The organism is Anaerobutyricum hallii (assembly GCF_900209925.1).
In the GTDB taxonomy this organism is placed as follows: domain Bacteria; phylum Bacillota; class Clostridia; order Lachnospirales; family Lachnospiraceae; genus Anaerobutyricum; species Anaerobutyricum soehngenii.
The window spans coordinates 642,504-668,260 of the sequence record NZ_LT907978.1 but is presented as its reverse complement, the minus strand read 5'-3'; the positions used below and the strand labels follow the sequence as shown (position 1 = coordinate 668,260).

At 38.8% G+C, this 25,757-nt stretch carries 24 protein-coding genes and 1 pseudogene; 3 read left to right on the top strand and 22 right to left on the bottom strand.

Annotated features, from left to right (window positions below):
- Positions 1 to 52: 52 nt before the first annotated feature.
- The 16 genes and pseudogenes from EHLA_RS02985 to EHLA_RS02910 form a co-directional block, all read right to left on the bottom strand.
- A complete protein-coding gene (locus EHLA_RS02985; protein ID WP_096239265.1) occupies positions 53 to 649 on the bottom strand; it encodes an AAA family ATPase in 597 nt (198 codons plus the stop codon).
- Positions 650 to 1,294: 645 nt separating this feature from the next.
- Entirely contained in the window at positions 1,295 to 2,539 is a 1,245-nt protein-coding gene (locus EHLA_RS02980) for a nitrogenase component 1 (protein WP_096239264.1), read from the bottom strand.
- A gap of 141 nt (positions 2,540 to 2,680) precedes the next feature.
- Complete coding sequence (locus tag EHLA_RS02975) at positions 2,681 to 4,045, bottom strand: nitrogenase component 1 (RefSeq protein ID WP_096241538.1); 1,365 nt, start codon at positions 4,043 to 4,045, stop codon at positions 2,681 to 2,683.
- Between the two features lie 101 nt (positions 4,046 to 4,146).
- A complete protein-coding gene (locus tag EHLA_RS02970; protein WP_021908040.1) occupies positions 4,147 to 4,902 on the bottom strand; it encodes an AAA family ATPase in 756 nt (251 codons plus the stop codon).
- A gap of 29 nt (positions 4,903 to 4,931) precedes the next feature.
- Entirely contained in the window at positions 4,932 to 5,180 is a 249-nt protein-coding gene (locus tag EHLA_RS02965; RefSeq protein WP_021908041.1) for a TM1266 family iron-only hydrogenase system putative regulator, read from the bottom strand.
- Positions 5,181 to 5,198: 18 nt separating this feature from the next.
- Complete coding sequence (hypE, locus tag EHLA_RS02960) at positions 5,199 to 6,215, bottom strand: hydrogenase expression/formation protein HypE (RefSeq protein WP_096239263.1); 1,017 nt, start codon at positions 6,213 to 6,215, stop codon at positions 5,199 to 5,201.
- An 87-nt stretch (positions 6,216 to 6,302) separates the two neighbouring features.
- A complete protein-coding gene (gene hypD, locus EHLA_RS02955; protein ID WP_096239262.1) occupies positions 6,303 to 7,358 on the bottom strand; it encodes a hydrogenase formation protein HypD in 1,056 nt (351 codons plus the stop codon).
- Positions 7,355 to 7,564 carry a HypC/HybG/HupF family hydrogenase formation chaperone gene (locus EHLA_RS02950; protein WP_021908044.1) on the bottom strand — a complete coding sequence of 70 codons (210 nt, stop codon included), beginning with the start codon at positions 7,562 to 7,564 and terminating at the stop codon, positions 7,355 to 7,357. Before EHLA_RS02950 ends, hypD begins: the two co-directional genes overlap by 4 nt.
- Before the next feature lie 3 nt (positions 7,565 to 7,567).
- The gene (hypF, locus tag EHLA_RS02945) at positions 7,568 to 10,003 is read right to left on the bottom strand and encodes a carbamoyltransferase HypF (protein WP_096239261.1); all 2,436 of its coding nucleotides are present in this window, start codon (positions 10,001 to 10,003) and stop codon (positions 7,568 to 7,570) included.
- A complete protein-coding gene (locus tag EHLA_RS02940; RefSeq protein WP_096239260.1) occupies positions 10,000 to 11,112 on the bottom strand; it encodes a nitrogenase component 1 in 1,113 nt (370 codons plus the stop codon). The genes hypF and EHLA_RS02940 overlap by 4 nt, the downstream gene beginning before the upstream one ends.
- Entirely contained in the window at positions 11,113 to 12,510 is a 1,398-nt protein-coding gene (locus EHLA_RS02935; RefSeq protein WP_242970663.1) for a nitrogenase component 1, read from the bottom strand.
- Entirely contained in the window at positions 12,504 to 13,283 is a 780-nt protein-coding gene (locus EHLA_RS02930) for a P-loop NTPase (RefSeq protein ID WP_096239259.1), read from the bottom strand. Before EHLA_RS02930 ends, EHLA_RS02935 begins: the two co-directional genes overlap by 7 nt.
- A 136-nt stretch (positions 13,284 to 13,419) precedes the next feature.
- Positions 13,420 to 14,646: a 6-phosphofructokinase gene (locus tag EHLA_RS02925; protein WP_096239258.1), complete on the bottom strand. Its 1,227-nt coding sequence runs from the start codon at positions 14,644 to 14,646 to the stop codon at positions 13,420 to 13,422.
- Between the two features lie 2 nt (positions 14,647 to 14,648).
- The gene (locus EHLA_RS02920) at positions 14,649 to 15,185 is read right to left on the bottom strand and encodes a GNAT family N-acetyltransferase (RefSeq protein WP_096239257.1); all 537 of its coding nucleotides are present in this window, start codon (positions 15,183 to 15,185) and stop codon (positions 14,649 to 14,651) included.
- Positions 15,186 to 15,255: 70 nt separating this feature from the next.
- A complete protein-coding gene (locus EHLA_RS02915; protein WP_096239256.1) occupies positions 15,256 to 15,813 on the bottom strand; it encodes a M48 family metallopeptidase in 558 nt (185 codons plus the stop codon).
- A 31-nt stretch (positions 15,814 to 15,844) separates the two neighbouring features.
- Positions 15,845 to 16,171 (bottom strand): annotated as a pseudogene (locus tag EHLA_RS02910) ((deoxy)nucleoside triphosphate pyrophosphohydrolase); the annotation flags it as partial.
- A gap of 90 nt (positions 16,172 to 16,261) precedes the next feature.
- On the opposite strand from EHLA_RS02910, the gene EHLA_RS16540 reads away from it, so the two are divergent.
- On the top strand, positions 16,262 to 16,609 hold the full coding sequence (locus EHLA_RS16540; protein WP_229097941.1) for a transposase: 348 nt from the start codon (positions 16,262 to 16,264) through the stop codon (positions 16,607 to 16,609).
- A complete protein-coding gene (locus EHLA_RS02905; protein WP_242970654.1) occupies positions 16,599 to 17,417 on the top strand; it encodes an IS3 family transposase in 819 nt (272 codons plus the stop codon). Before EHLA_RS16540 ends, EHLA_RS02905 begins: the two co-directional genes overlap by 11 nt.
- 238 nt (positions 17,418 to 17,655) lie before the next feature.
- Here the strand turns inward: EHLA_RS02905 and drt2 are convergent, their stop codons facing one another.
- Positions 17,656 to 18,948, bottom strand: a complete 1,293-nt coding sequence (drt2, locus tag EHLA_RS02900; RefSeq protein WP_096239254.1) for an antiviral reverse transcriptase Drt2 — start codon at positions 18,946 to 18,948, stop codon at positions 17,656 to 17,658.
- A gap of 419 nt (positions 18,949 to 19,367) precedes the next feature.
- A complete protein-coding gene (locus EHLA_RS02895) occupies positions 19,368 to 22,502 on the bottom strand; it encodes a DUF3427 domain-containing protein (protein WP_096239253.1) in 3,135 nt (1,044 codons plus the stop codon).
- Between the two features lie 669 nt (positions 22,503 to 23,171).
- On the opposite strand from EHLA_RS02895, the gene EHLA_RS16010 reads away from it, so the two are divergent.
- Positions 23,172 to 23,354, top strand: coding sequence for a hypothetical protein (locus EHLA_RS16010; RefSeq protein ID WP_123864832.1), 183 nt, complete (start codon positions 23,172 to 23,174; stop codon positions 23,352 to 23,354).
- A gap of 302 nt (positions 23,355 to 23,656) precedes the next feature.
- Here the strand turns inward: EHLA_RS16010 and EHLA_RS02880 are convergent, their stop codons facing one another.
- The 4 genes from EHLA_RS02880 to EHLA_RS02865 all read right to left on the bottom strand — a co-directional run bounded on the left by EHLA_RS02880 (position 23,657) and on the right by EHLA_RS02865 (position 25,750).
- Positions 23,657 to 24,226, bottom strand: a complete 570-nt coding sequence (locus tag EHLA_RS02880) for a hypothetical protein (RefSeq protein WP_123864831.1) — start codon at positions 24,224 to 24,226, stop codon at positions 23,657 to 23,659.
- Positions 24,227 to 24,436: 210 nt separating this feature from the next.
- Positions 24,437 to 24,778 carry a hypothetical protein gene (locus tag EHLA_RS02875; RefSeq protein WP_096239250.1) on the bottom strand — a complete coding sequence of 114 codons (342 nt, stop codon included), beginning with the start codon at positions 24,776 to 24,778 and terminating at the stop codon, positions 24,437 to 24,439.
- Between the two features lie 132 nt (positions 24,779 to 24,910).
- On the bottom strand, positions 24,911 to 25,432 hold the full coding sequence (locus EHLA_RS02870; RefSeq protein ID WP_096239249.1) for a hypothetical protein: 522 nt from the start codon (positions 25,430 to 25,432) through the stop codon (positions 24,911 to 24,913).
- A 90-nt stretch (positions 25,433 to 25,522) separates the two neighbouring features.
- Positions 25,523 to 25,750, bottom strand: a complete 228-nt coding sequence (locus EHLA_RS02865) for a helix-turn-helix domain-containing protein (protein WP_021908055.1) — start codon at positions 25,748 to 25,750, stop codon at positions 25,523 to 25,525.
- Positions 25,751 to 25,757 lie beyond the last annotated feature (7 nt).

Sequence of the window (25,757 nt, the reverse complement as noted above, 5' to 3'; positions counted from 1 at the left end):
TGTAATTTTTTGTAATCTGTGATCGAATCTCATAGATGTAACGTCTTTAATCCTATTCTCCTAATGCAGCTTCTACGATAAGTTGTGCACACTTCTCAACACCCAGGCTTCCTCTGTTAAGAGCCATATCGTAATTCTGTGCCTTACCCCAATCCTGACCTGTAAAATACTTATAATTCAGGCTTCTTCGAATATCCATATCTTTTACCCGGTTTTTAAGCTTTAACCCAACTTCGCCATAGATTTCCTGAATACGCTTTTCCTTCGTATCTGAATCCGCATATAAAAATACTTTCAGACAATCTTCCCTGTCTCTTAAAATATAGTCTGCACAGCTACCAACAATAACACATGGCTTTGCCGTTGCGAAATCTGTAATTACCTTTTCTCTTGTCTTCCATAGCTGAACAAGCGGGGAACTGGAATCTTCATCAAGACCTACAAAAGAATACGCAAAACGCTGATCAGAAGATGGAGCAAACTCTCCGTAATGCTCGACATACTTTCTTGTAAGACCTGACTCTTCTGCTACTTTTTTAATAATATCCTTATCATAAAATTCAATACCAAGTTTCTCTGCAACAAGCTTTCCGATCGTTCTTCCTCCACTACCAAACTCTCGGCTGATCGCGATAATATTCTTCTTCATTTTCATCCTCCTCATGCTCTAAATATTTCGAAATTCATCTCTCCCTAGTATATAATATTTTAAAGCTTTTTCCAAGTGATGATTTACTATTTAATTCATTAGGGAACAGACGAAAATAAAAAGAATAGACCATTGCAACTGTAAAGATATCACTGCGTAGAAAATGCCTGTTCGGCATTTTTACTTGCTCTCACATTACAGTTGCAATGGTCTATTCTTTTTATTTTCTGTTTGTTGGCTCCACGTGAATGAATTCAATAGTCTTTGGGGAGATAAGGGGAAGAAGTCAGAAGACTACTACTTGCTCGGAAGATATCTCTGTCATGGAATTTTATTTACCCGCTCTCACATTACAGTTGCGATGCTCTCTCCACTATGCTGACTTTTTTCAAGTTTCACTGATGATAAGCCCTTTTTCTTTTCTACTCGTTAAAGAAAGAACATAATCGTCTGGACGATACATCTTCCGAGCAAGTAGAAGACTTCTGACTTCTCCCCCTTATCCTGCCAAAAAACAGAAAAAAGAAATATTGCCATATCCCAGATGCGGCTTCGGAGCGTGTCTAAGATGCGGACAAGCATCTTAAACACAGCGACTACAGAGCAGATGGGATATGGCAATATTTCTTTTTTCGTCTGTTTCTCTCAATGAATAAAATCACAAACTTCTTTTCTGTAGATTCTTCCTGAGTATGCTTCGTGTGGCATTGCCACAAAATTTACTTTTTCGGAACAGATTGTTTTATAGATTGGGTCGGCAATTACGGTGTCGGCATCCATTATTGCTTCTTTGATGTCTTCCTCGGAAGAAAGGAGTAAGACATCTTTCTCTGTATATTCCGGTTCTGTCTCAAGCGGACAGATTACAGTGGCTTCTATTCCGTATCGTAATGCCAGTGCCGCTTTTAATGACTGGGATATAACAGATTCACCGATAATATAAACGTTACCGCTGACTTTATTTTTTTCTATTGTTTCTGTTAGTCTTTTTATTTTATTTAAATTAGAAACAGCTTCTGTATTTTGTATTGTTGTAAAATTAGCTGTATCTTTTTTGTGTGCTTTTTGTAAAACACTAAAATAGGCTGTCTGTGACTTTTTTGTCCAGGCGGATTCTATTAATTTTTCAGCTAATACATTTTCAAACCCAATGATTGGTGTACCAATAACATATGGGGTATGAAAACGTTCTTCTAATGCTTTTGCCGCCAAAACTCCAACAGATGAGATGACAAGATTTATGTCTGCTTCTCCTGCTCTTTGTATGTCTTCTATAGAGCTTCCCATAGCAAAAGTACTGATAATCTCAAAATGTCGGCTTAGAAATTCTTTTATAGAATCTAAGGTAGAGTTTATGGAAAAATCAAGCGGAGTTGCTCCTAGAATATTGATTTTCAATGGATTCTCCTGCTTGTTTTTTCTTTCTTTTACAGATTTCCTACCTGCTGGCACAAGTTCTCTTGCGATTGTTTCCATTGCCATTCCTGCTCCCTTTACATAGGTATGCATTCCACTTGTCGGAAAGTAGAATACAGGAATTCCTGTTTGTTTTTCTATGACACGTGATATCCCCTCAAAATCTGTTCCTGTCATCAGAGGAATCGGTGTTCGCACTAAGGCAATAAAGCGAGGCTGAAGTTCTTTTGCCGCCCGCACGATATCGTGAATAAATTTATCATCATTCCCCATAATGGCATCCATCTGTGAAAGACCGGAGATAAATACAAGGCTGTCCATCTCATACCATCGTGGCTCATCGTGAGTATTATAAGTAGAATTACAGCCGGACGGATCATGGATCACTACCATGCCCCCAAGCTCATAGAGGGCAGAACATACTCCGGAGACGTCTGCCGTATAAGTTGATAATGTTACTGATACTTGTTTCATAACTACATCCTTTCCGGCAAAAATGTTTTGTTTATCTCAGTCGAGAAGACTCCCATCTCTTTCAGGTGGTGAGTAACAGGAACTGCTCGACTTGAAATGTCTTTTGTTATATAGGTGTTAGTTAATATACAATAGGACAGTTTAGACACAGCTTTCACATCCTAATCCTTTACGGACAATCAGATCTCTTGTATCTTTTTTTGTCTGATAGGCCTCCTGTATTTTTAAACAAAGCTCGCAGATTCCATCATAACCATGCAAACCTCCGCCTTCTACCATATTTACGAAATGCTCTGTCCCGGAAAAATAAGCGGCTTTTTGTCCGATTGCAAGTACTTTTTCCTGTGAATTTCTTGGATACACTCTCATGTTCGGATGTATTGTTGCACCTATTTTAAGATCAGGAGCATTTTTCTTTAACCACAAGTAATCTGCTTTTTCCTCTGCCAAAAATCCATCCGCAAATACTTTTACGACAGAAAACCCATGTGTGATCAGCAGCTTCGTCAGCCCTAAAAACCGGGGAACTGCTGTAGCATCTATTGTAATCGGCATATTACCGACAAGTTTTTTCGTTTCTTTTAACATACGCTCACATCTTTTCTGAAGTAAACTGGTATCTGGCATCTCACATCCCTGCATTTCTTTTACCAGACTTTTTAGCTGGGTATCTATCTCATTGTAATCAAAGGAAAACGGAAGATAGAGAAACTTCATTCCAAGTCGTTTGGATAACTGCTCTGCTCCATACTTTGCCGGTGGATAACAGGCAATATTTAAATAACTTTCTGCCATGGATAAATATTCATCATAGGTTTTACATTCTGTAATGTCTTTTACTGTATAACCTGCCTCTTTTACAATCTGTTTTAATTCTGTTTCCTCTCTTGTCGGAAAATCATTGCCAATAATATTTATCTGTTTTAAATTCTTTTCACGCATTGGAAGCGGCTTATATAAACCGGCTCTTAACTTCTGATCCGGGGTCAGCCCTTCTTTTTGCATAATCGGATCCATGTAACAATCTACAAAACACTGCTCGGGGAATCGTCCTCTTAATGTATCATAAATATACGTGAGATCACATCCCATAAAATGATGAACACAAACAGTGAATAAAAGAACTACCGATGGTTTTTCCGGTAATTTATGAAGAATATCACTTACTCCTTCGATAACAAGTTCTTCCATTTGTCCGTTAAATAAATCTTCTTCTTTTATTTCTACAAAGGAAAATCTATCTCCAGCATTCATTTCTGCCGCAGTAAGGATTACACCTCTGTTACAGTTTGCACCACATACATAAATCTGATGGGCACCTGGTAAAAGCATTCCCATATGTACGATATTCCATGGTCCATGTGCCGGACTGTTATATTCTAATCCCGGAACAAAGGGCGATGGCCAGGCTGCATCTTTAAAAGAAACTTCTTCCTGCAATGCTGGAGATAATTTTTCTTTTACCTGATTATTCCATGCTTCATCCTTTGCTTTTCCATGTAACATTTCAAGCAAAATCCGCACCTCCTCTGTAAAATGTTCTACAGCTTGTATCACTTTTTCAAAAAATCCCAAAAAATTTATTTTAGCTTACTCTTATCTTCTCATCAGATTCCACACAGCTTCCTGATCTGTTTTGCAAGTACCCGGTATTCTTCTGCCATCGGCGAATTCGGATATGCTTCCATTACTGTCTTCTGCTGTTCTTCTGCATCTGTAACAAGTTCACTTCTTGATAATGTTCCAATTACCTTACTGTGAATATCTTCTGCAAGTTCCGCAACTTTTTCCTCTTCATTTTTTACATTTCTGCGATTTAAAATAAGGCCTCCCAGCTGTGCGTATCCTCTATCCTTAAAGTTTTCTACTGCCATGGCGATATTCGCCGCTGCATGAATTGCCATATTCTCACCAGAAGTAATGACAAATACTTTATCGGCATATCCACGACGCATCGGCATGGAAAATCCGCCACAGACAACATCGCCAAGAACATCGTAAATTACAACATCCGGACAGTATTTCTCGTAAGCTCCCTTTTTTTCTAATGTTTCTAACGCCGCAATAATTCCTCTTCCGGCACAGCCCAGTCCGGGAGATGGTCCGCCGGCTTCTACACAACAGACACCGGCAAAGCCTTCTTTAACGATATCTTCTAATGTAAAATTATCTTTTTTCGTTCGTACAAGGTCAAGAACCGTCTCTACTTTCTCACCATGACGCAGTAACACCGTTGAATCTGCCTTTGGATCACAGCCAATCTGCATCACTCGAAGTCCCTCGCTGGCAAATACTGCTGCTATATTAGAAACTGTTGTAGACTTTCCGATTCCACCCTTTCCATATACCGCTATCTTAATCATATCTTCTTTTCCTTTTATCCGTACACTGATTACACTTTTGCGTAAGCAGCTTTTGCTGTCACACCGGAAAGGCGCCCTATTTTTCCAGACAGCTCACTGATCTTTGTCTGCGGAGCATCGATTACCAAACTGATAATACTGATATTTTTCTCCCGATAAGGAATACCCATCCTGCCTACAACATACTCTGCATAATCGTGAATCATTTCATTTAACTTTGCCGTACTTTCACTGTCCTCTACGATAATGGAGAGAACAGCGATTCTTGTATTCTCCATGTTTTTCCTTTCTCTAACTTAACAGATTCTTGGTAAAAGTTCTCCCCCCGGCGGTGGCAGTAATGTTTCTGCTCCGATTTCTGTTGTCACTACAACTCTTCCCGGCATTTCTTCGGTAACTTCACCGATAATCGCTGCCTCTGTTGAATATTTTCCTTCACGTAACTTTGCAACGATCGCTTCTGCATTTTCTTTTGGCGCAAAAATGACAAGACGACCTTCACAGGCAAGATAAAGTGGCTCTAATCCAAGCATTCCGCACACACCTTTTACGCTTTCTTGTACTGGAATTTCCTCTGCATTCAGCCGTATTCCTGTATGGCTCTGCTCTGCGATCTCGTATAAAACTGTTCCTACACCACCTCGTGTTGCATCGCGGATTACGTGTACATCCTTCGTCACTGATAAAATATCCTGCACTGTTCCCCAAAGTGGTGCACAGTCACTTGTCACATCGGCATCAATTCCAAAATCCTCTCTTGCAAGAAGAATAGTACAACCATGTCTTCCGATATCTCCACTGACAATAACCGCATCACCTGGTTTTGCCATAAATCCAGAGGTCTCTACACCTTCCTGAATCTCACCGATACCTGTTGTTGTAATAAATACGCCATCAACCTGTCCCTTACCGGCAACCTTTGTATCACCTGCAACAATCTTTACACCGGCTTCCTTTGCTGTTTTTTCCATTGCGGCTGCAATTGCTTCGAGTTTTTCCATTGGAAATCCCTCTTCAATAACAAAGGCACAGGAAAGATACAGTGGTTTTGCTCCCATACAGGACAAATCATTCACCGTACCGCAAATGCTTAATTTTCCGATATTTCCTCCCGGAAATTCTGACGGAGATACGATGAATCCATCCGTTGTAAATGCAATCTTTCCTTCTTTCATTTTTAATACTGCCGCATCATCACTTGTCAGTTCCGGATTGGCAAAATGTGCTTTAAATACCTGGTCAATTAATTCGCTTGTCTGTTTTCCTCCTGCACCATGGGCAAGAGAAACTGTTTTTCCTTTTAAGTTATCCATTGTTTTTCCTCTTTCTTTTCAAGAATGCCCCGGCATTCTTGCTGCTCGCCACCTACAAAGGTGGGAGTCATCTCACATCTGATATATTTATTCTCCTCGGCTGTTATACTGGTAATATGCTGAACAGGCCCCTTCGTTCGACACCATACATGCCCCGATCGGATGAAGTGGTGTACATCCTTTTCCAAACACTTTACAATCTGTTGGAAGACATTTGCCCTGTAAAACATCTCCACAGCGACAGGCCGGACTTGTTCTTCCTTCCATCTTCGGAATCGAAAACTTCACTCTTGCATCAAAGTCCTGCGCTTCTTTTCTTAAACGAAGTCCGGAATTTTTAATCATACCAAGTCCTCTCCACTGAGAATCACATGGTTCCATCCATTCTTTGATCAGTTTCTGTGCCGGAATACTTCCCTCTTCCGTAACAACCCTTGGATAGGCATTAACAAAAAACGGTTTGCCTTCCGGGAACTTCTTTAATAATACAGCAAATGCAGTTAAAATCTCGCTGGCAGTAAAGCCGGTTACTATACCGCTGATTCCTTCTTCCTCACAAAGCTTTTTGTTTAATGCATTTCCGGTAATCGCATTGACGTGTCCCGGATACAGGAAAACATCCGCACTGTTTTTTAACATTTCATAGGCTCCTGGCATTGTTTTATTCGCAGTAAGAAGCGCATAATTCGTAAGACCTGCTTCTTTTGCCATCTTTACTGAAAGACAGCTTGCCGGAGTGGTTGTCTCAAATCCAACAGAAAGAAATACAACCTGCTCCTCTTTATGCTCTTTGGCATATTCAAACGCATCCATTGGAGAATAAACCATCTGAATCTTTCCGCCAAGGCTTCTGGCATCTGCAAGACTCTTTGTACTTCCCGGCACACGAACCAGATCCCCAAATGTACAGATTGTCACATTTTTTTCTAAAGCAAGCCACACCGCCTCATCAATGAAGTCTGCTGGTGTGACGCAGACCGGACAGCCCGGACCGGAAATCAGTTCTACTTGCTGCGGCAGAATCTTCCGCACACCAAGATGAAAGATCTCATGCGTGTGGGTTCCACACACTTCCATAACGCGGACCGGAGGTCCATCGTATCCCTCAATGATAGCTTTTGCTTTTTTTAACTGTTCTTTCATAGTAATCCCCCCAGAAGATCTTCTGCTTCATCCTCATCTTCTTCTGTAATCTTTGCAATCGCAATACCGGCATGGACCATTACATAATCGCCCGGCTCAAGATTCTCAATAAGCTCCGCTGAAACTTCTCTCTTTGCTCCGGATGCATCTACAACTGCCATTCCGTCTTTCATTGTCATAACTTTTGCTGGTAATCCTACGCACATAATTTATTCCCCTTTTTGTACACACATACTTCTCATTGCTGCCACCGCCTGTCCAAGACTGATTCCTCCGTCATTTGGCGGAAGTAAATGGTGGCGCAGCACATGAAATCCTCTTTTTTCTAACATGGTTACGCTATAATCAAGCAGTAATCTATTCTGGTAAACACCGCCACTTAGAGCAACGGTATCAATCCCGGTTTCTTCCCTTGCTTTTTCGCAGGCAGAAACAATCATACCGGCTAAACCTTTGTGAAAATGTAAGGCAAGCTGATTGCTGTTTTCTCCTAACAGTTTTCTCTCTACTACTTCTTTGACGAGAGCCAGGGTCGGTAAATAATATAACTCATCTTTTGTATTCTGATGACCCAGATTTTTCTCTTCTACAAGTATTTCTTTTTGTTCTTCTCTATATTCTGTAATTACTCCAGACTCTACAAAGTCCTCTTGTCCTGCTATTTTTTCTTCCTGACTATCCAGCCATTTTTCTGCTGCAAACTGTAAGGAAGTCGAAGCCTCGCCTTCAAATGTCGATGACTTTCTAATCCCCAGAATCGCGCTGACCGCATCAAACAGCCGCCCGCCACTCGTGGACTTTACGGTATTAATTCCGCGCTCTTCCATAGTAAACTGAAGCTTTGCCAGCTTTGACTCACAAAGTCCTAATGTTTCAATAATCGAAAGAGCGATTTCCTTTCCGTAAATCTTTCCAAGAAGAGAAACTGCAATTCTCCATCCTTCTTTAGCAGAAGCATCTCCACCGGTCTGAGCAAATGGCTCAATACAGCCCCAGCGTTTAAAAGAATCATAATCTGCCAGAAGGATTTCTCCTCCCCAGATTGTTCCATCCGTTCCGTACCCGGTCCCGTCAAAAGAAACCCCGATAACCTGCTTTTTCGTTGTCCACTCATTCTCCGCCATACAAGAAAGGATATGCGCATAATGATGCTGCACCAGAAATACCGGCAGCCCCATCTCTTCTGCGGCTGTCCTTGTATTATAAGACGGATGCATATCGCAGGCAACAATCTGTGGCTTTACCTCTAACAATTCTTCCATTCGCTTCACAGATTCTTTTAACGCCTTTACCGTTCGCACATCTCCCATATCTCCAATATACGGAGATGGATAAAATAACTGATTCTTTCCGATACAAAAGGCATTCTTCAGTTCACCGCCAACGGCAAGCACCTGCCCTTTAAATTCATTGCCCATCATAAATGGAAGCGGAGCATAGCCTCTGGAACGCCGAATCATATACGGCTCTCCCTGATAAAAATCCATGACGGTATCATCTGCCCGAATCCGTATTTTCCGGTCATGGGAAAGGATCACATCACAAAGCCCGGTAAGTTCACGCAGTGCATCTTCATCATCCCGGCAAATCGGCGCACCTGATGTATTCGCACTTGTCATTACGAGACAATCTGAAACTTCTACATCATCCTGATAATCAAATAGCAGAAGCTGTATCGGTGCATACGGAAGCATCACACCAATCTTTGGATTATCCGGTGCAACACTCTCACAGAGATGTCCTCCTGCCTTTTTCGGAAGCAAAATAATCGGCTTTTGGTGTCCATCAAGAATCTCTTCTACATACGGTGCTGCTTCACATTCCCTCTTTACTACTGACAAATCTTTCATCATCACCGCAAATGGCTTCATCGGTCTCTTTTTCCTGGCACGAAGTGCTGCAACCGTTTCTTCTTTTAACGCATCGCAGCAAAGATGAAATCCTCCGATGCCTTTTACCGCTACAATGCCGCCTTCGCTAATTACTTTTCTCGTGTAACGAATCGCATCCGCTCCCCGTTCCGGCCTGCCAAGCAAATATACCTCCGGTCCACATTCATTACAGCAAACCGGCTGGGCATCAAATCTTCTTGTCTTTGCATGCGTGTATTCCCATTCACACTTTTCACACATTGGAAACTCTCCCATGCTCGTTCGTACTCTGTCATACGGCATGGAATCTAAAATAGTAAGACGCGGTCCACAGCAGGTACAGTTAATAAATGGATGGAGATACCTTCTATCCTTCTTATCATAAAGCTCCTTCTTACATTCCGGACAAATCGCAATATCCGGGGAAACAAAAATCTCTCCCTCTTCTTTTTCACTCTCTATGATACGGAATCGTTCTTTACTATCTGATTCAGCATTTGCTTCCGATTTCACTTCAAATTTTGTGTCAGATTCTATTGCAGATTCCAGACTTTCCACATCCATCTTTAAGATAACTGCTCGTTTCGGCGGCTGCTCCTGAATCCTCTTAATAAAGTGATTCACACATTCTTCACTGCCCTGTGCAAAGATTTCCACATAAGGTCCTTTGTTACTCACACTGCCTTCAATCCTACAGACATCTGCATGGCGCTTTACAGTCGGCCGAAATCCAACGCCCTGAACAATCCCGAATACTCTGATACAGACTCTCATACAGTCTTCCTCTTCTTTCCTGAGATTGCAAAGTGCGACAGGTCATACCATTCTCCCTTATAAAATGGCACTGCTTTTTTCAGTAGTGGATCAGCAATAATGATGTCATATTCATTTTCTTTGATATAAGAAATCCAGTCATCTTCTTCCTTAAAAAGAATATCCCCTTCCTTCTTTAGTGCATTGTCTAACATAAACCAGGAAGCAACCGTAATCTTTGCAGAATCTGTTTCTACTTTCTGTTCCATAGCAAGTGTAAGTAATTCCTCTCTTAATGTGTTCGCCAATACCTGCTGATGTACGATCAAAACTTTCTTGTCTGAGCGTTCTTTCCTGTTTGGTGTTGCTGTATTTTGTTCTATTTGCTCTTTTCGTTCTTTCCATTCCGGAATAATCTCTGGTGGGCAAAACACTTCATACGGCGTTCCAAACTTCTGCTTTAAATACTTCGCTGCCGCAATTCCAGACGGTGATATAACGATATTCTTCTCTGCCGCTGCTGCCTCTTTCACTGCTTCTAAACCATCACCCATACCGTAACAAATCACTTTAGAAAAACCTTTTCCGCTAAAATACTCTTTTAAAAAGTCCTCTTCATAAATGCCACCAAATGAAAGCGGTGTCGCTCCGATAATACCTACACGCCCCGGCTCTACTTCCTGTTTTACAGCAAACTTTTTAAACAGCTCTTTCCATGTCTTTTTCTCTCCGATATCATAAAGCTTCGTTCCATCTGTATCAATTGTCAATGCCGGAATTCCTGTTTTCTTTTCAATCATTCGAGAAAGTGCTTTATAGTCTGTTCCAATAACTGCCGGAACCGGAGTCCCGATCACTGCAATAAAATCTGCGGAAAGCTTCTCACAAGCCTTTCCAATCTTCTCCACCAGACGATCATCTCTTCCAAGAATCGCATCCATATCACGAAGTCCCGCACTAAAAATCGCACTGCGGCTGTCAAACCATCTCGGCTCATCAAATCCACAGATATTTCCGGCACAGCCACCAGCATCTAAAATAATAATCAATCCATGAAATTCACAAAGTACCGCTGCTGCACCGGACTGATCCGGAGCAAACGGTGAGAGATACTTTCTAAGTCCCTTCATTTAAATCTGCCCCCTTTCCAATTCCAGTACACGTTCACATTCTTCGAAGAAATGCTTTACTCCCCGGTAACCAAATGGCTGTATATCATCACTCCACTCAAGCTTCGCCGCTTCCGGATGATAATAGGAAGCATCCTTTCCAATTACGATATCTACCGGATTCTCACCTGGTTCATAATAAATCATCGTTGGCTCTAAATTCGAATAAATCTTTGTCTTTGGACTTACCTTCGCCATCTTCTCAATATAAACAAAATCCTCTTTTGAAAGATTACCAAATACTTCCGCGACCTCAAATCCATAGCAAATCAGAGCAAATGCAAGTTCAAATGCATTGGCATTGCAGCCTTCTCCAATCGCAAACACTACATGCGGATACTTTTTCTTAAAAGCTTCCTTCGCCTCAAATGCCTCTTTAAAATATATCTCATCATCAAACTTACTTCCAAGTGCCGCCGCAAACAAGGCATATTGATTCTTTATTTTGTCAAGCTGATATAACCTTGTCAGCTCAATATACGGAATTCCTAAACGCTTCTGCATATCTGCCGCCGCAAAACGTGCCTCTGCATCTAACACAAGATTAAAATTCGCTTCCGCCATATCAAGATATTCTTCATAATTCTCACAGCGTGAAATCTCTCGAATCGTCTTAACTCCAAGCTGCTTTAAGAGATCATAAAGCTCACAGTCATCCTCTAACGGAGCAAAATGCCCTAATAGATTCACAGACGTACCCTTCTTCTTTCTTGGTTCTAACAAAGAATAAATCGACTGTCTGACATGTACCATCGGAGGCTTTCTTCCCTCTCTTGTAAGTGCATACATATAGCATGGTAAAACCGGAATACCTACACTCTTCTGCGCCTTCTTACAAATACGTTCCATATCCGTTCCCAACAAAGCATCCACACAGGTAAGACAGATCATAACAACCGATGGTTTCGTCTCCAGACAATCATAAATCTCTTCTACTGCCTGCGGCACCTTCTTTAAATGTCTCCCTGTTACGATATCTGTCTCATCCATCATCAGATAAAAAAATCGTTCACTGTACCCGCCAAGTTCACTTAAAATAGTCGTATTCCTTCCACAGCATCCCGGAGCTAAAAGAAGCATAACCGAACCCGGAATCGCCAGCCCCGCTCTCTTCACACCAAACCCCTGCGCTCCCGGTGAATTATACGCAAGAGTCGCCGGCGAACTATAGATCAGGTGCTTTGAAGAAATCAGCTCATCAGGAATATTGTCTCTCCCTGCTTGTGCAAGTTCTTTTGTTGTAATGAAATAGGCTTTTTCCGCTCTTTCTGTTTCTTTTATTGCGCTCTTTACATTCACGACATTCCTTATATTTTCTATTGCAGTATTATCTATTGTAGTTTTTTCATTCTCTACCATACTTCTTCCTCCGCAGTATCCTGTGCATTTTCAAGAAGTTCCTTTGCAAGCTTCAAAAATGCCTGTGCCGCCGAAGATTCTGGCTCTCCCTCAATAACAGTCATTCCCTTATCTTCACATCGGGTAATCTCATCACTTCTCGGAATCTTTCCCACAATCGGAAGACCGACTAAATCCGCAAATTCAGCAACCTTCTCTGTCTCCTTCTCGACATTCCTGTGATTTAACACAATACCATACACCTTCGCATAACTTCTGTCCTCAAAATTCTTCACTGCATTATTAATATTATTCGCTGCATAAAGAGCCATCTTCTCCCCGGAAGTCACGATCAGTACTTTACTCGCATACCCCTCACGAATCGGTGCTGCAAATCCACCACATACTACATCACCAAGCACATCATATAACACCACATCCGGCTCATATGTTTCAAATAACTCCAAATCCTCCAGCAAGCTAAACGTCGCTATAATACCTCTTCCTGCACAGCCAAGACCCGGTGTCGGTCCCCCTGTCTCAATACATAAAACCCCGCCATAACCAATCTTTGAAATATCCTCGATCCGTTCTGGGTCCTCATCATACTCACGCATATAATTCATCACTGGAATCGGCGTTGTTCCCCCAAGAAGATTAATCGTAGAATCCGCCTTAGGGTCACATCCAATCTGGATAACCTTCTTTCCCATACTGGCAAACGCCGCCGCTAAATTACTGGTCACTGTGGACTTTCCGATGCCACCCTTCCCATAAACCGCTATCTTTAACATAAAAAACTCCTCTACTCTACCCTTACCGATCAACTGACAGAAAGATAGAATAGAAGAGTTTTCTCCTGCTATTCTTACTATGATCCTAACTATTCCAGCGCGGAAAACCTTACTGTCAGAGTCGAATTTACATTTATTATTTTAAAACAATATAACTTGGCATACCATCCTCATAGATGCTGGAAACTTCTCCCTGAACCAATGGGGTTAAATAAGTAGTCAACTCTTCTTTCACACCATTGCCAGCCTCATTAATCCACTCTACAGGAATCTTCTTCTCTTTATTCGCAACCTCACGAATATCAACACCACTGTACTCTATCGTATATGGAGCATCAGACACTCTTGTAAGAGAAGACATTAATCCACTCTCTCCTGCTACTGCAAGCTTAACTGCATTCGCACCAAGATTACCGGACTCCTCAATATCCGTCTTACTTAAAATATGCCCTGCACAGCGCTGTAACAGATTCAATTCTATCGAACGAACCTTACAGCCAATCTTTGCACGAACCGCTTCCTCTAAAATCTTTCCAGTACCAGATAACTTCGTATGTCCAAATACATCTAACTCTCTAGATCCTTCCTGTTCACATAAGAAACGACCCTCTTTATCATGTACACCTTCACTAACCGCAACAAGCACTGCATTCGTTGATTCTAACTTTTCCTTCACATCATCAATAAAACGATCTAATGAAAATGGAGTTTCTTCTAAATAAACAAGATATGGTACATTACCATTCTTACCTTCCGCTAATGCAGCAGCCGCAGTAAGCCATCCGGCATGACGTCCCATCATCTCAACAATAATTACATTCTTCGGTTCATATACGGTAATCTCCTGTTCAAGCTCGCAGAAAACTGTAGAAATATACTTAGCTGCTGAACCAAATCCCGGACAATGATCTATTCCGCAAAGGTCATTATCAATCGTCTTTGGTCCACCAATAACCTTAATATCCTCTATACCCTTCTCCTTACAGTATGCAGAAAGCTTCGCTACCGTATCCATAGAATCATTCCCACCGATATAAACAAAATATCCAATATTCATCTTATGAAGAATATCAACGATCTCCTGATACTGACTGTCATCTTCCTTGATATCATTAAGCTTAAAACGACAAGAACCAAGCGCTGCCGCCGGAGTTCTCTTTAACTTCTCCAGCTTTTCCTCTGTGTCAACCTTCTCTGTAAGATTCACAAACTTCTGTTCCAACACACCCTGAATTCCATAACAGGCACCATAAACCTGATCAATCTGCTCTTCCTTCATTGCCTGTCCGATCACACCTGCTAACGTTGCATTAATCGCTGCTGTTGGTCCTCCTGACTGTGCCACTAACAAATTCTTCTTCATCTTTAAAATCCTCCTGTAAATCTTTGAAAAGGTTCCGGCGCTTCATCATGCGGCGCAATTATCTTCTGCATCCACACAATATCCCACCACTGCCCCATCTTATATCCACATTTCTCAAAATGCGCTTTCCTCTCATATCCACGTGCTGCATGGAACACTTCACTCTCTGCATTCGGATGGGTAATGCATGCAAACAAATTCACGATATGCTGCTTTTTCAACAACTCTTCCATCTTCTCATAAAGAGCCGTACCAACACCTTTCCCATGAATCCCCTTCTGCACATAAACCGACATCTCCGCTGACCAGTCATATGCCCTTCTGTCATAAAAAATTCCTGCATACGCATATCCAAGAATCGCACGATCCTCTTCAGCCACCAAATAAGGATACCGCTCCAAGGTCTTCTTAATTCTTCCCTGAAACTCCTCCACCGATGGAACTTCCAATTCAAAAGTTATCGCTGTATGTTCTACATAATACCGATAAATACTCTGAATAGCAGAAGCATCCTCCGGCGTAGCGATTCGTATCTTCATCTTAGAACCTCCAAAAATTTTGTCAATGATATTATTATACAATAAGAGAAAGCATGCGACAAGACGGTAATTATAGAAATAATGTAATCATCTGGCTTCCTTCTTCTTTTAGCCACTTCCTTGCTTCTTTATAATCAGGAAGCACCTTCTCTACCTCTGACCAAAACGCCTTAGAATGATTCATTTGTTTTCTGTGACACAATTCATGAACCACAACATAATCTAACACTTCCGGAGGAGCCAGCATTAAAAGACAGTTAAAATTCAAATTTCCTTTACTACTGCAGCTTCCCCATCTTGTCTTCTGATTTCTAATAGTTATCTTTCCATAGGTAACTCCGATTACTCTTGCAAAATATTCTACTCTGGTCGGAATAACCTCAAGCGCCTCCTCCGCAAGCGCTATAACTTTCTCACGCGTCAACTTTTCTGTAGGTTCCGCTTCCAACCTTTCCTTGGTTTTCTTAATTTTTTCAATATGTTTACTTATCCAGGCTTCCTTCTTTTTAAGAATCTCTTCAATGTCTTTCTCTGAAGCACTACGCGGAGCCCTTACAGTGACACTTAGATCAGAATTCACCTGAATAGCCACTGTTTTCCTGTTTGATCTGATTACTGTAACTTTCATACTAAGTCCTTTGTCCTATTATTTCATACACTTATTTCATACACTTTCTAATTTGGTCTATCAACAGAATATCTGCCGGAAGCCAGGTAACGCTATCCAATTGATCTTTCGTAAGCCACTTTGCCGCTTCTGCTTCTTTCAGCTCCAGATGCCCCGCTTTAACTTCAGCCCAAAAACAATCCATAGAAAGATGGAAAGTTGGATAATCATATTCCACCGTATCAATCAGTTCTCCGACCTTGATTTCCGTATCCAGCTCTTCTATGATTTCTCTTATAAGTGCCTGTTGCGGTGTTTCTCCCGGCTCCACTTTTCCTCCTGGAAATTCCCAGCCACCTTTCAGTTCGCCATAGCCTCTATAATGGTCTCATAAATTAAGACACTTTTTCGGACAGTTTTTAATGAATCTGATATACTTAAACCAGTATGAAAGAAAGGATCCATTATCATGTCCAGACAAAGAAGAAATTTTAATGCCAAATTCAAATCAGACCTTGTAATTGAGCTGCTTAAGGGTGAGAAAGATCTCAATACCCTTGCAACTGAAAATAACATCCAACCAAATCTGCTCCGCAACTGGAAAAAAGAGTTCTTGAACAATGCTTCGGTTGTGTTCGACGACAAGCGTGAGGAAAACCTCAAAGAAAAGCTTGCCGAAGAGCGTAAGGAGAAAGCGGAGTATGCCAAAAAGGTTGGTCAGTTAACCATGCAGGTTGACTGGCTCAAAAAAAAATCTGAAGAAATTTGTGGACCTGACTACGAGAGTAAGTTTAGTCCAAAACCTTTTGACGACTAAGGAAATTCCGGCTTCTGTTGGCGCCAGGTTGCTTGACATCAACCGTACAAGCATTTATTACAAGGGTGCCCCTATTTCAGATGAGGAACTGGCCTGCAAAGAGATCATTGATCATCTCCATACAGATAATCCCACTTGGGGCGCAAGACAAATGTCTGCACAGTTAAAAACCCGTGGTTACCAGGTTGGACGCCGCAAGGCAAGACGCTACATGAATGAGATGGATATTTACCCGATTTATCCAAAGATGAATCTTTCCAAGCGAATGCAGCAGGCGAAAGTATGTCCATATCTTCTTCGTAATGCGGTCATAGACAAACCAAATCAGGCATGGTCTATTGACATTACATATATTCCGATCAAGCGCGGATTTCTGTATCTGACAGCCGTGATCGACTGGTATAGCCGTTGTATTGTCGGCTGGGAAGTGGATGACACACTTGATACCAGAATGGTTATCAGTGCCCTGAAAAAAGCTTTCAAAGTGGCAAAACCTCAGATCTTGAATTCAGATCAGGGTTGTCAGTTTACAAGTCAGCAATACATTGACTTTGTAAAGGAAAACGGTATCCGCCAGAGTATGGATGGAAAAAGCCGCTGGGCAGACAACATCATGATTGAGCGCTGGTTCCGCAGCTTCAAGTATGAGGAAGCCTATCTGACACAGTACAACAACATCAGGGAAGCAAGGGCTGCTATCAGACAGTATATCCACACCTACAACTTTGAGCGACGCCATTCTGCACTTGATTACCAAACACCGGCTGAATGCTACTATCCGGCAATGTTGATGCCATATGTAGCTTAGCATATATTGGATCTGGGGAGTGCTCCACTGTTCTCTCCATGTTCCTTGTAACTTGTCCACCATATCAGTTCATTATAAAAATCTTAGATTTTTGTCTTGACAACTGAGCCACTATACTCTCGCTGTTGCAAATATCTTATTTTTTTCTTTCATATCATTGCAGATAATTGCTGCAACTACTTTAATTATTTTCATCTTCGCAATAAGTATTTCTATTTTCAAAATCGAATATCATTTCTTATCTTTCTTTGAATTTTTTTAAAGCTTTTCTAATCTTAGGAATATGATTTTTCAAGTCACGACCAATCAATTCATTCTGCCCAAAAATTTCTTCTGCATGATTTATGTATGTAAAAAAATTACCTGGTTTTGCCGAAGCACCATGTTGAGAATATATTCTATATAAATTATCTGCACCCTCATTATTAGGATTATTTGCAATAGGCTTTGCTTTTCTGTACATTCTATAATAATATTTACTTATCGTCTTTGCTCTGACTGACACTTTCTTTCCATCGAAAACAAAACCAAGAAAATTAATTGTTGATTTACTAGTATTAGCATTATCTAACAAGCTATTTCCTATATTTTTTACAATATTATCTTCAACAGAAAACACTTGTGTTTTTTTTGGTTCTAACTGTAAATTAGGAATTCCTTTTATTATATCTATAATTCCCTGTAACACTGAAATGTCATTATTTCTTTTAGGAATTACAACAATAAAATCATCGCTATATCTTCTATATAATCCCTTTAATAAAGTCACATAATTATTAACCTCTTTATCTGCCTCTATCATATAAATATTGGCTAATACTGCACTAATTGGCGAACCCTGTGGAATCTGATATGATTTTTTATTTTTTTGAATGTGTTTACGGTATTTTCTATATTCTTCTTTATCTAGTGCTACTTTTCTTTTATTAAACTCTTTTAGATCCAATCCAGTTATTCTTAGCAAATCTTCTAATTCCCAAGTACTATATTTAGTTATATTTTTAAATACCGCATAATGATCTGCTGGAAGAGAATCAACCCCCATCACAGTGCACCAATTCTTTTTTAAATAGTTATGATCTAAATTGTCAAAAAAACCCGTAAAATCTCCAATCAGCACATACGCTTCACCCTGTTCTCGTATAAAATCAATAACTTCTTTTGCAATATGTATATTACTCTTTTGCAAATTTGTACGATATGCAACTGGAACCATGTTTAGTTCTTCTTTTTCTAAAAATAAATTATATTTTTCATTTAAAAGAGCACTATAATATTGATAAATACATCTATCTAAATGTGCTGCATAACATATTTCTCTTTTTTTTGTATCCTTCCCATCTTTTTTATTATATTTATCCATTTTCATAACATAATGAATAAAAGGATAAAAACCATGATGTTCAATTTTCTCCGGTCTAGTAATATATTCTGAAACTTTTGAAATATCGGTTCTTAAATCAAAATGAGCATATCCTTTTTTGCTTTTTTCAATAACTTTTGAATCAGAAATCCAAGATTTAACATCCATAAACCACCCCATAATTTGCAATACCCATCGACACGGAGGATAGCGTTCCTTAGTCGGTGGGTATACACGTAATCTTAGTAATCGTTATGATAGACACATGTCTATATTTGATTGCCAGCTATCCTGTAAATGCAATACTCAATTGTGTTACAATCAAGCAGGAGGACAACATTATGTTCTTAATCATCTTATTATTAGTCCTGACTGAATTGGTCATTCGTACTAACAGACAAGTTCCAACCTTCTCGTACGAGTTGGTTGCAGAACTGTTGACTACAATCTCCATCCCTTACAACTACTTGTAAGGCAATAGTATGATATCATATTTTTCAACCATTTTCAAATCTACATGATACCTTCCATTTTTATATTCTAGACAACGCTTCCTAGTTTCTGAACAACTTTTGAATATGTTTTTCTTATCCGATGCCCAGTTTATCTGTCACATCTATAAATTTAGCTGGTATTTTATTTTCCAATTTCCAAACAATACTCATTGGTTTATCTCCTTGATGACTAACATATTTTGCTTTACCTAAGAACATGAATGGTACAGATCCATAACTATCATCTTTCTGTTCTCGTACAAAAAGCAAGATATCTTCTTTTTGCTCTTCGTGATGAATATATCTCTGTCCAACTGATGTATTGGACGCAGTTGCATTTTGTGATTGCCAATGAAATAGTTCTTCGTTAATTGAATAATCATGATATGCCGTTGAAGGCGAATAATAACTGTTTCCTTTATTAAGTGTAACAAAAAGACATGTCGCTCTCTTGTCCTTTACTCTTGTCACGCCTTCTGAAGATGTTTTCCAATAATCTAATAAAGCCAACGCTTGTGCTCTTGTATACGTAGAATATACATATAAGGCATTCTCATATGGTAATCCCGAATCTTTTTCAAGAAAATCTACATGTTCGAAACTATACTGAAGAACATCTATGATCTCTGGTATATATTCAATATTATTATTTAAATAAGTTTTGAGCGTAATTAATATATCTTCATCGTTTTTAGGTACACAATTATCAATAAATGTTGCATATGCCAATTTCAAAAATGACCATTCCTTTTGTGTTATATCTGCGCCACGTAATTTCCCAATTGTTTCAATATTGTTAATTAAATATTGAAGACAGCTAGCTGAATCCACCGAAGATAATCTGAACAGCTTTTTCCACATTTCTTGATCGATGTTACTAGACATATTTTTGACTGTTCCAGTAACAGTAATTTTATGTGTATAAATCATCTTAGGTGTCATCGAATAATAATCTAGGAATCTCCTAAGTGATACTTTGGTTCCTGTATCTTCCTCAAATGTTGTTAACTTAGAAATTACACCTGCTTTTCCATTTAAGAAACTTCTGATATTAGAAAGAATTCTTTCTTTTGCTTTCTTTTCTAACTTGATATAGCATCCTCTTGGAAGATGCGGAAATTCTGCTTCGACTTCTTTTTTCATTCCCTGATTATTCTTTTGAAGAAGAGAAGCATATTTATTTTCAAAGCTATATCGTTTATTTGCCTGCCCTATAAAATCCAATACAGTTAAACAATCTTTTCCCTCTGAAAGTCGTAAACCACGACCTAACTGTTGAAGAAATACAGTCAAACTTTCTGTTGGACGTAAAAACAGCACTGTATTGATCTGCTTAATATCAACACCTTCGTTATATAAATCCACAACACAAATAAACTTCAACTCCCCATCTTGAAGTTTTTGTTTCGCTAACATTCTTTCTTTATCTGTAGATGATCCTGTCAAATACGTCGTCGCAATATCCACCTCATTAAGTTTCTCTGTCATGTATTTTGCGTGTTCTATTGAAACACAGAACACCAGCCCTTTAACAGCATCAATATCCGCAACATATTTGTGTATAGACTGGATTATCAGTTTTGCACGCTTATCTGCTATACCTCTACTTAATGCATAAACATTTTCAAGTTCACTTTTATCATAGCCACCACGAGTCCACTTCAAATTGCTTAGATCTATAGAATCAGCTACGCCAAAATACTGAAAAGGACATAACAATTTCCGGTTTATTGCTTCGGGAAGTCTAATCTCAGCTGCAAGCTTATTATTGAAATACGGAAGAATACTTTCTCCATCCATTCTCTCAGGCGTTGCAGTTAATCCTAGAAAAAATTCTGGTGTGAAATGGTCAAATAACATTCTATAAGATTTAGCTGCCAAATGATGACATTCATCTAAAACAATATAGTCATAGTAATCGCTATTCAATTCTGTAAATTTGCGACTATTAAGTATATCAACCGATGCAAAAAGATAATCTACTTGATCTGGTTCCTGGCCAGAGTAAAACACGTCGCCAAATTCAGAATCTTTCAACACTTCTCTATAACATTCTAAACTCTGCTCTAAGATTTCTCGTCTATGTGCAACAAACAACAGCTTTAATTTTTTCTTTTTAATTCCACACTGTTTTCTATAATCAAAAGCTGAAATTAGTGTCTTTCCAGTTCCAGTTGCAGCACAAATCAAATTTCTATAAGAATTACGTATATTTCTTTCAGCATCAAGTTTATCGAGAATGGCCTGTTGGTATGGATACGGGTATATATCAAAATAAAAACTACGCTTTACACCAACAGCCCTATCTCGTTTTCCAGATCTGCTTAATGCTTCCTTTAAAGCCTCTCTTTTGTCTTCAGAGTAATCTTCAAATTCTTTTGAATTCCAATAACCAGAATAACTAGCTTCAATTTTACTAAATATTTCCGGAAGATCGCTTTTTGTAACCTTAACATTCCATTCACATCCACTGGTCATAGCTGGTGCAGTTAAGTTTGAAGATCCTACATATGCAGTTGAATATCCAGATTCACGATGAAAAATATAGACCTTGGCATGTAATCGAGTTCTATCTCCATCAAACGAAACCTTTATTTCCGTATTGGGCAATTTAGATAACTCTTCAATTGCTCGTAATTCTGTCGCCCCCATATATGAAGTAGTAATAACTCTTAATTTTTTTCCACTTTCAACAAACTTTTTTAGTTCATCTAGAATCAAAACCACCCCACTCCATCTAATAAAAGAAACCATCATATCAATCCGATCACATGATGCAATTTCTTTATTGATTTCACTACTCATATTCGGTTCACGTCCTGCACCTGTGAACAAAGAACTATCCGCAATAGACGTTACTGGCCTTATTAAGTCACTCGCCTTCATCTTTGTAACTTTTGTTATTGGATTATTCTGCAACAATGCTTTGAGTTGTTCACCCGGATCTGCAACTTTCTCATTTTGATAATCCATAGTATTATCCGCTATAACATCTATCAATTTATTAACTAATCTTATTTGATCAGAAATTTTTCCTTCGTTCTCCTGAATCATTTGAAGTCTATGCTTTATAAGCTTTGCAGCATAATCTGCAAGGATAGCTGGTGCTTCATTAGAATCTAATTTCTCTGTGAATTTGTATTCTGGTTCTATATCAACTAATTTTTTTTGTAATTTTTGAGATATTATTTCTTCATAGATACCATCCGCTTTCTTATGAACAGCCATACAATCACCTCTCAATCATGTATGATTTTCTTGTTTAAAAATCTATTTTTTCCACAAGTGATCTTTATCTCCCACTTTAAACAAATAACTTGTCAATGTATCCATAGAAAGATTCCATTTCCTTTATTTGTAATTCATGAGATGGTAGATTCGTTTTCCCACTAATTATGTCGTAAAATAAGCTTTCTTGATGCCTAATTCTTGATAAAAGTCAGACTGAGAACAATCTGTATTTTTTGTCAATTCTTTTAGGAAATATCCAAATGTCATATTTTTATACTCGCATTCTATAATAGTCTGTATACATACTTACATATGTTATATCATATTTATAGTATCACATTCAATAATATTGAATGTTTAAAATTCTCCATTTATTAGATTTAATCCATGACTTTTTGCACACTCACTAGATACCTTCCGCCTCTCTTCTGTATATGGTGCTGTTATGCGGCTTGATAGTCTTCCTTTATCTATTTCAAAAATCATTACACCTTCATTATTCTGGCTCTCGAACCGGCAATTCTCTGGATGCTGTTCAGCAAAGGACAGCAATCCATCTTGCAATCCCTCGAAATAATTGTTTCCTTTTCATACTTCGTTAACCTTTGCCATTATATTATTCCTCCATTCTGTGCTGAAAAAGGCACTGATCCGGATGATATCTATATGCAAACAATCAAAGCTGCGCAATTTTCTGAAGAGGACTTCTTTGGTACGGCCATTAACAAAGACATGGTGAAAATCTTATCGTCCATTCGTGATGCACATAGGCATGACAGTACAACTGCTGATACTACCGGAGCCGATGTTGTTAAAAATGCTTTGGAGCAGGCCAATCATTTTAAATGATCTGCTAAAGAAGCCCAAGTTGCCATGTTCCTGAAACAATTAGGAATCAAATATAGTAAACTCACCAAAGATGAATTTGTCACTTTGATGGGCATTCTTCGTAAATCCGATATGCTGAAATCCCCCGGGAGCAAACGTGGCAAAGGTAACCAAAAGAAACGATAGCAACAAAAAACAGGTCCGGACGCACTGAGGCTAATCAGTGTATCTGAACCTGTCTTTTCTATGGTCTTTCCGATGAATAGCTAGACTGGCTTTTCATTGAGATTTCTTATGCTTTTTTCGTTGACATTTAATACTGTTCAATGTATCATATAATCAAGAAATGGGTTTGTTACCGTACAGCTATTGCTCAAGCGGGGTGCTCGTTTCTTTTTTATGTTCACCATGTCATACAGATATAAATTTCCGTCTGCAGCATGTCGTATCAACATTTCTATCCTGAATATATTAAATCGTTCAAGATCTCCAGTATCATTGTTATATACTGGGAGTGCAAACCTTGTCGTAAACCTATACCAGCCAAATTTTGCATCAACATTATGCTTTCCTTTAAAGTTTTCCTGCCATCGTCTATTCGTAGCACATTGAAGAAGCATAGGAATTCCTTGGGTAGCATTAGCCTTTGCTTTCGCATTCGCTCCATATAATCTTTTGGTATCTCCAGATCCTTTTAATTCTCCTGGAAAATCTGAACCAATATAGACTTGATCCGAGGTTTCGACTACTTCATAGCAATCTCCTATGTATTCTTTTAAATACTGCTCAACTTCTTCCCAATTGATATTCCTCTTTCCTTTAAAACGAATATCACTGATTACAACAATTTTCTTTCCATCCAAATCTGATATTACGCTTATTTTCTTATCCACTAAATAGCCTCCTTTCCAACCTGATGCATTGTGTTATGCTTATGATAAAAAAATATATAAAGAATACTATGATACCTGATAATCCTTCCTTGAACTAATTCTTGGACTAGAAATCATCTTATCTTGAACTAAATATAATTTTTTCTCGTTTCTTTTTTATACACTATTTCATTAGCTTTCATCAAGTACAATTATATCTCATCTGCTTTATCAAATCATATGCAAAATCCAATATTCTTCCTCTGAAGAATTCCCAATCATTTCAATAGACTCCTCACAAAAATGGTTTAGATTTAAATAATAGTCTTCCCTCTCACTACTAAAATCTAACTGTGCAGTATCTAATTCTACCATCTCATCTTCATCAAATATCAACTTTCTCACATAAATATAATCATCAAAGCCTCTTGTAATATCTTCCTTTAAAAGATTTTCTCCAGTTCCAAACTTTGCAGAAATAAATACCTCACTGACTGGAAGATAGAGTAAAACACCTTTTTCATCCGATGGATTCTCTATCCACTTTTTCTTAAATGCACCAATATTATTCATTATACTTCCTCATCCTAATTCTTACGCAACTATTACTCAAGCAGAATACTGACTTTTTATTTTTCTTGCATATATTGTTTTTATGATGTATTATATAAACAAGAAATGGGTTTTGTGTCGTGTACGATTTTATTATTCAAGCGAGTTGCTCATTTCTTTTTTTATGTCTATAATATCATATAAATATTTTTTTCTGTCTTCTGAATGTCTAATAATCATCGAAGCATGAAAAACATTATATCTTTCAATCTCCTCCTGTTCATTATATACAGGAAGAGCAAATCTTGAATCATATCTATACCAACCATATTTAGCATTACGATTATGCTTTTCTTTATGATTTTCTCTATAGCTCCCACCTTGTGCTGTTTCCAATAATTCTGGAATCCCCTGTGCTGCATTTGCCTTAGCTTTTGCAACCGTACCTTTTAATTTATATGTATATTTTGATCCAGTATATTCACTAGGCAAATCATTCCCTATATATATCATTTCATTATTGGCTACAATATTATAGAACTCTCCTACATAATTTTTCAGATACTCCTTAACCTCATTCCAATTCACCGCTCGTTTCCCTTTAAATTTAATATCATGGATAAAAACTATCTTTTTCCCATCCAAATCTTCAATTACACTTACTTTTCGATTCATAATACTATACCACCATTCGTCTTCAAATTATAACATTAAGCTCAAACAATTATAACGCATTGCGTTAATTAAGTGGTAAAAAAATAAGTCTTACGACTTATCTTTTTTCACCATTCCCTCCATCTTTGCTCGATATTTAATCAAACGTAACAGATAGTCTGGCAATTGGCGTTTTTCTGCTTCCCAGTCCTGAACCGTACGATATGGTATTCCATAGTAATCACTGAATTCTCTGCGGTTCATTCCCATTTTTTCTCGCAGTTCTTTTATTTCTCTTCCTCTACCCACAACCTCTCTCCATTCAATCACAAAACGCATTGCGTTA

What these genes read in the sequence shown, in the direction of transcription:
- EHLA_RS02980 (WP_096239264.1), bottom strand. Translation starts at nt 2,539, where the DNA reads ATGAAACAAGTATCAGTAACATTATCAACTTATACGGCAGACGTCTCC.
- EHLA_RS02975 (WP_096241538.1), bottom strand. Translation starts at nt 4,045, where the DNA reads ATGTTACATGGAAAAGCAAAGGATGAAGCATGGAATAATCAGGTAAAA.
- EHLA_RS02970 (WP_021908040.1), bottom strand. Translation starts at nt 4,902, where the DNA reads ATGATTAAGATAGCGGTATATGGAAAGGGTGGAATCGGAAAGTCTACA.
- EHLA_RS02940 (WP_096239260.1), bottom strand. Translation starts at nt 11,112, where the DNA reads ATGAAGGGACTTAGAAAGTATCTCTCACCGTTTGCTCCGGATCAGTCC.
- EHLA_RS02985 (WP_096239265.1), bottom strand. Translation starts at nt 649, where the DNA reads ATGAAGAAGAATATTATCGCGATCAGCCGAGAGTTTGGTAGTGGAGGA.
- EHLA_RS02915 (WP_096239256.1), bottom strand. Translation starts at nt 15,813, where the DNA reads ATGAAAGTTACAGTAATCAGATCAAACAGGAAAACAGTGGCTATTCAG.
- EHLA_RS02930 (WP_096239259.1), bottom strand. Translation starts at nt 13,283, where the DNA reads ATGTTAAAGATAGCGGTTTATGGGAAGGGTGGCATCGGAAAGTCCACA.
- EHLA_RS02965 (WP_021908041.1), bottom strand. Translation starts at nt 5,180, where the DNA reads ATGGAGAATACAAGAATCGCTGTTCTCTCCATTATCGTAGAGGACAGT.
- EHLA_RS02865 (WP_021908055.1), bottom strand. Translation starts at nt 25,750, where the DNA reads ATGCGTTTTGTGATTGAATGGAGAGAGGTTGTGGGTAGAGGAAGAGAA.
- hypD (WP_096239262.1), bottom strand. Translation starts at nt 7,358, where the DNA reads ATGAAAGAACAGTTAAAAAAAGCAAAAGCTATCATTGAGGGATACGAT.
- EHLA_RS02935 (WP_242970663.1), bottom strand. Translation starts at nt 12,510, where the DNA reads ATGGTAGAGAATGAAAAAACTACAATAGATAATACTGCAATAGAAAAT.
- EHLA_RS16540 (WP_229097941.1), top strand. Translation starts at nt 16,262, where the DNA reads ATGTCCAGACAAAGAAGAAATTTTAATGCCAAATTCAAATCAGACCTT.
- drt2 (WP_096239254.1), bottom strand. Translation starts at nt 18,948, where the DNA reads ATGGATGTTAAATCTTGGATTTCTGATTCAAAAGTTATTGAAAAAAGC.
- hypE (WP_096239263.1), bottom strand. Translation starts at nt 6,215, where the DNA reads ATGGATAACTTAAAAGGAAAAACAGTTTCTCTTGCCCATGGTGCAGGA.
- EHLA_RS02950 (WP_021908044.1), bottom strand. Translation starts at nt 7,564, where the DNA reads ATGTGCGTAGGATTACCAGCAAAAGTTATGACAATGAAAGACGGAATG.
- EHLA_RS02895 (WP_096239253.1), bottom strand. Translation starts at nt 22,502, where the DNA reads ATGGCTGTTCATAAGAAAGCGGATGGTATCTATGAAGAAATAATATCT.
- EHLA_RS16010 (WP_123864832.1), top strand. Translation starts at nt 23,172, where the DNA reads ATGCAAACAATCAAAGCTGCGCAATTTTCTGAAGAGGACTTCTTTGGT.
- EHLA_RS02870 (WP_096239249.1), bottom strand. Translation starts at nt 25,432, where the DNA reads ATGAATCGAAAAGTAAGTGTAATTGAAGATTTGGATGGGAAAAAGATA.
- hypF (WP_096239261.1), bottom strand. Translation starts at nt 10,003, where the DNA reads ATGAGAGTCTGTATCAGAGTATTCGGGATTGTTCAGGGCGTTGGATTT.
- EHLA_RS02925 (WP_096239258.1), bottom strand. Translation starts at nt 14,646, where the DNA reads ATGAAGAAGAATTTGTTAGTGGCACAGTCAGGAGGACCAACAGCAGCG.
- EHLA_RS02920 (WP_096239257.1), bottom strand. Translation starts at nt 15,185, where the DNA reads ATGAAGATACGAATCGCTACGCCGGAGGATGCTTCTGCTATTCAGAGT.
- EHLA_RS02875 (WP_096239250.1), bottom strand. Translation starts at nt 24,778, where the DNA reads ATGAATAATATTGGTGCATTTAAGAAAAAGTGGATAGAGAATCCATCG.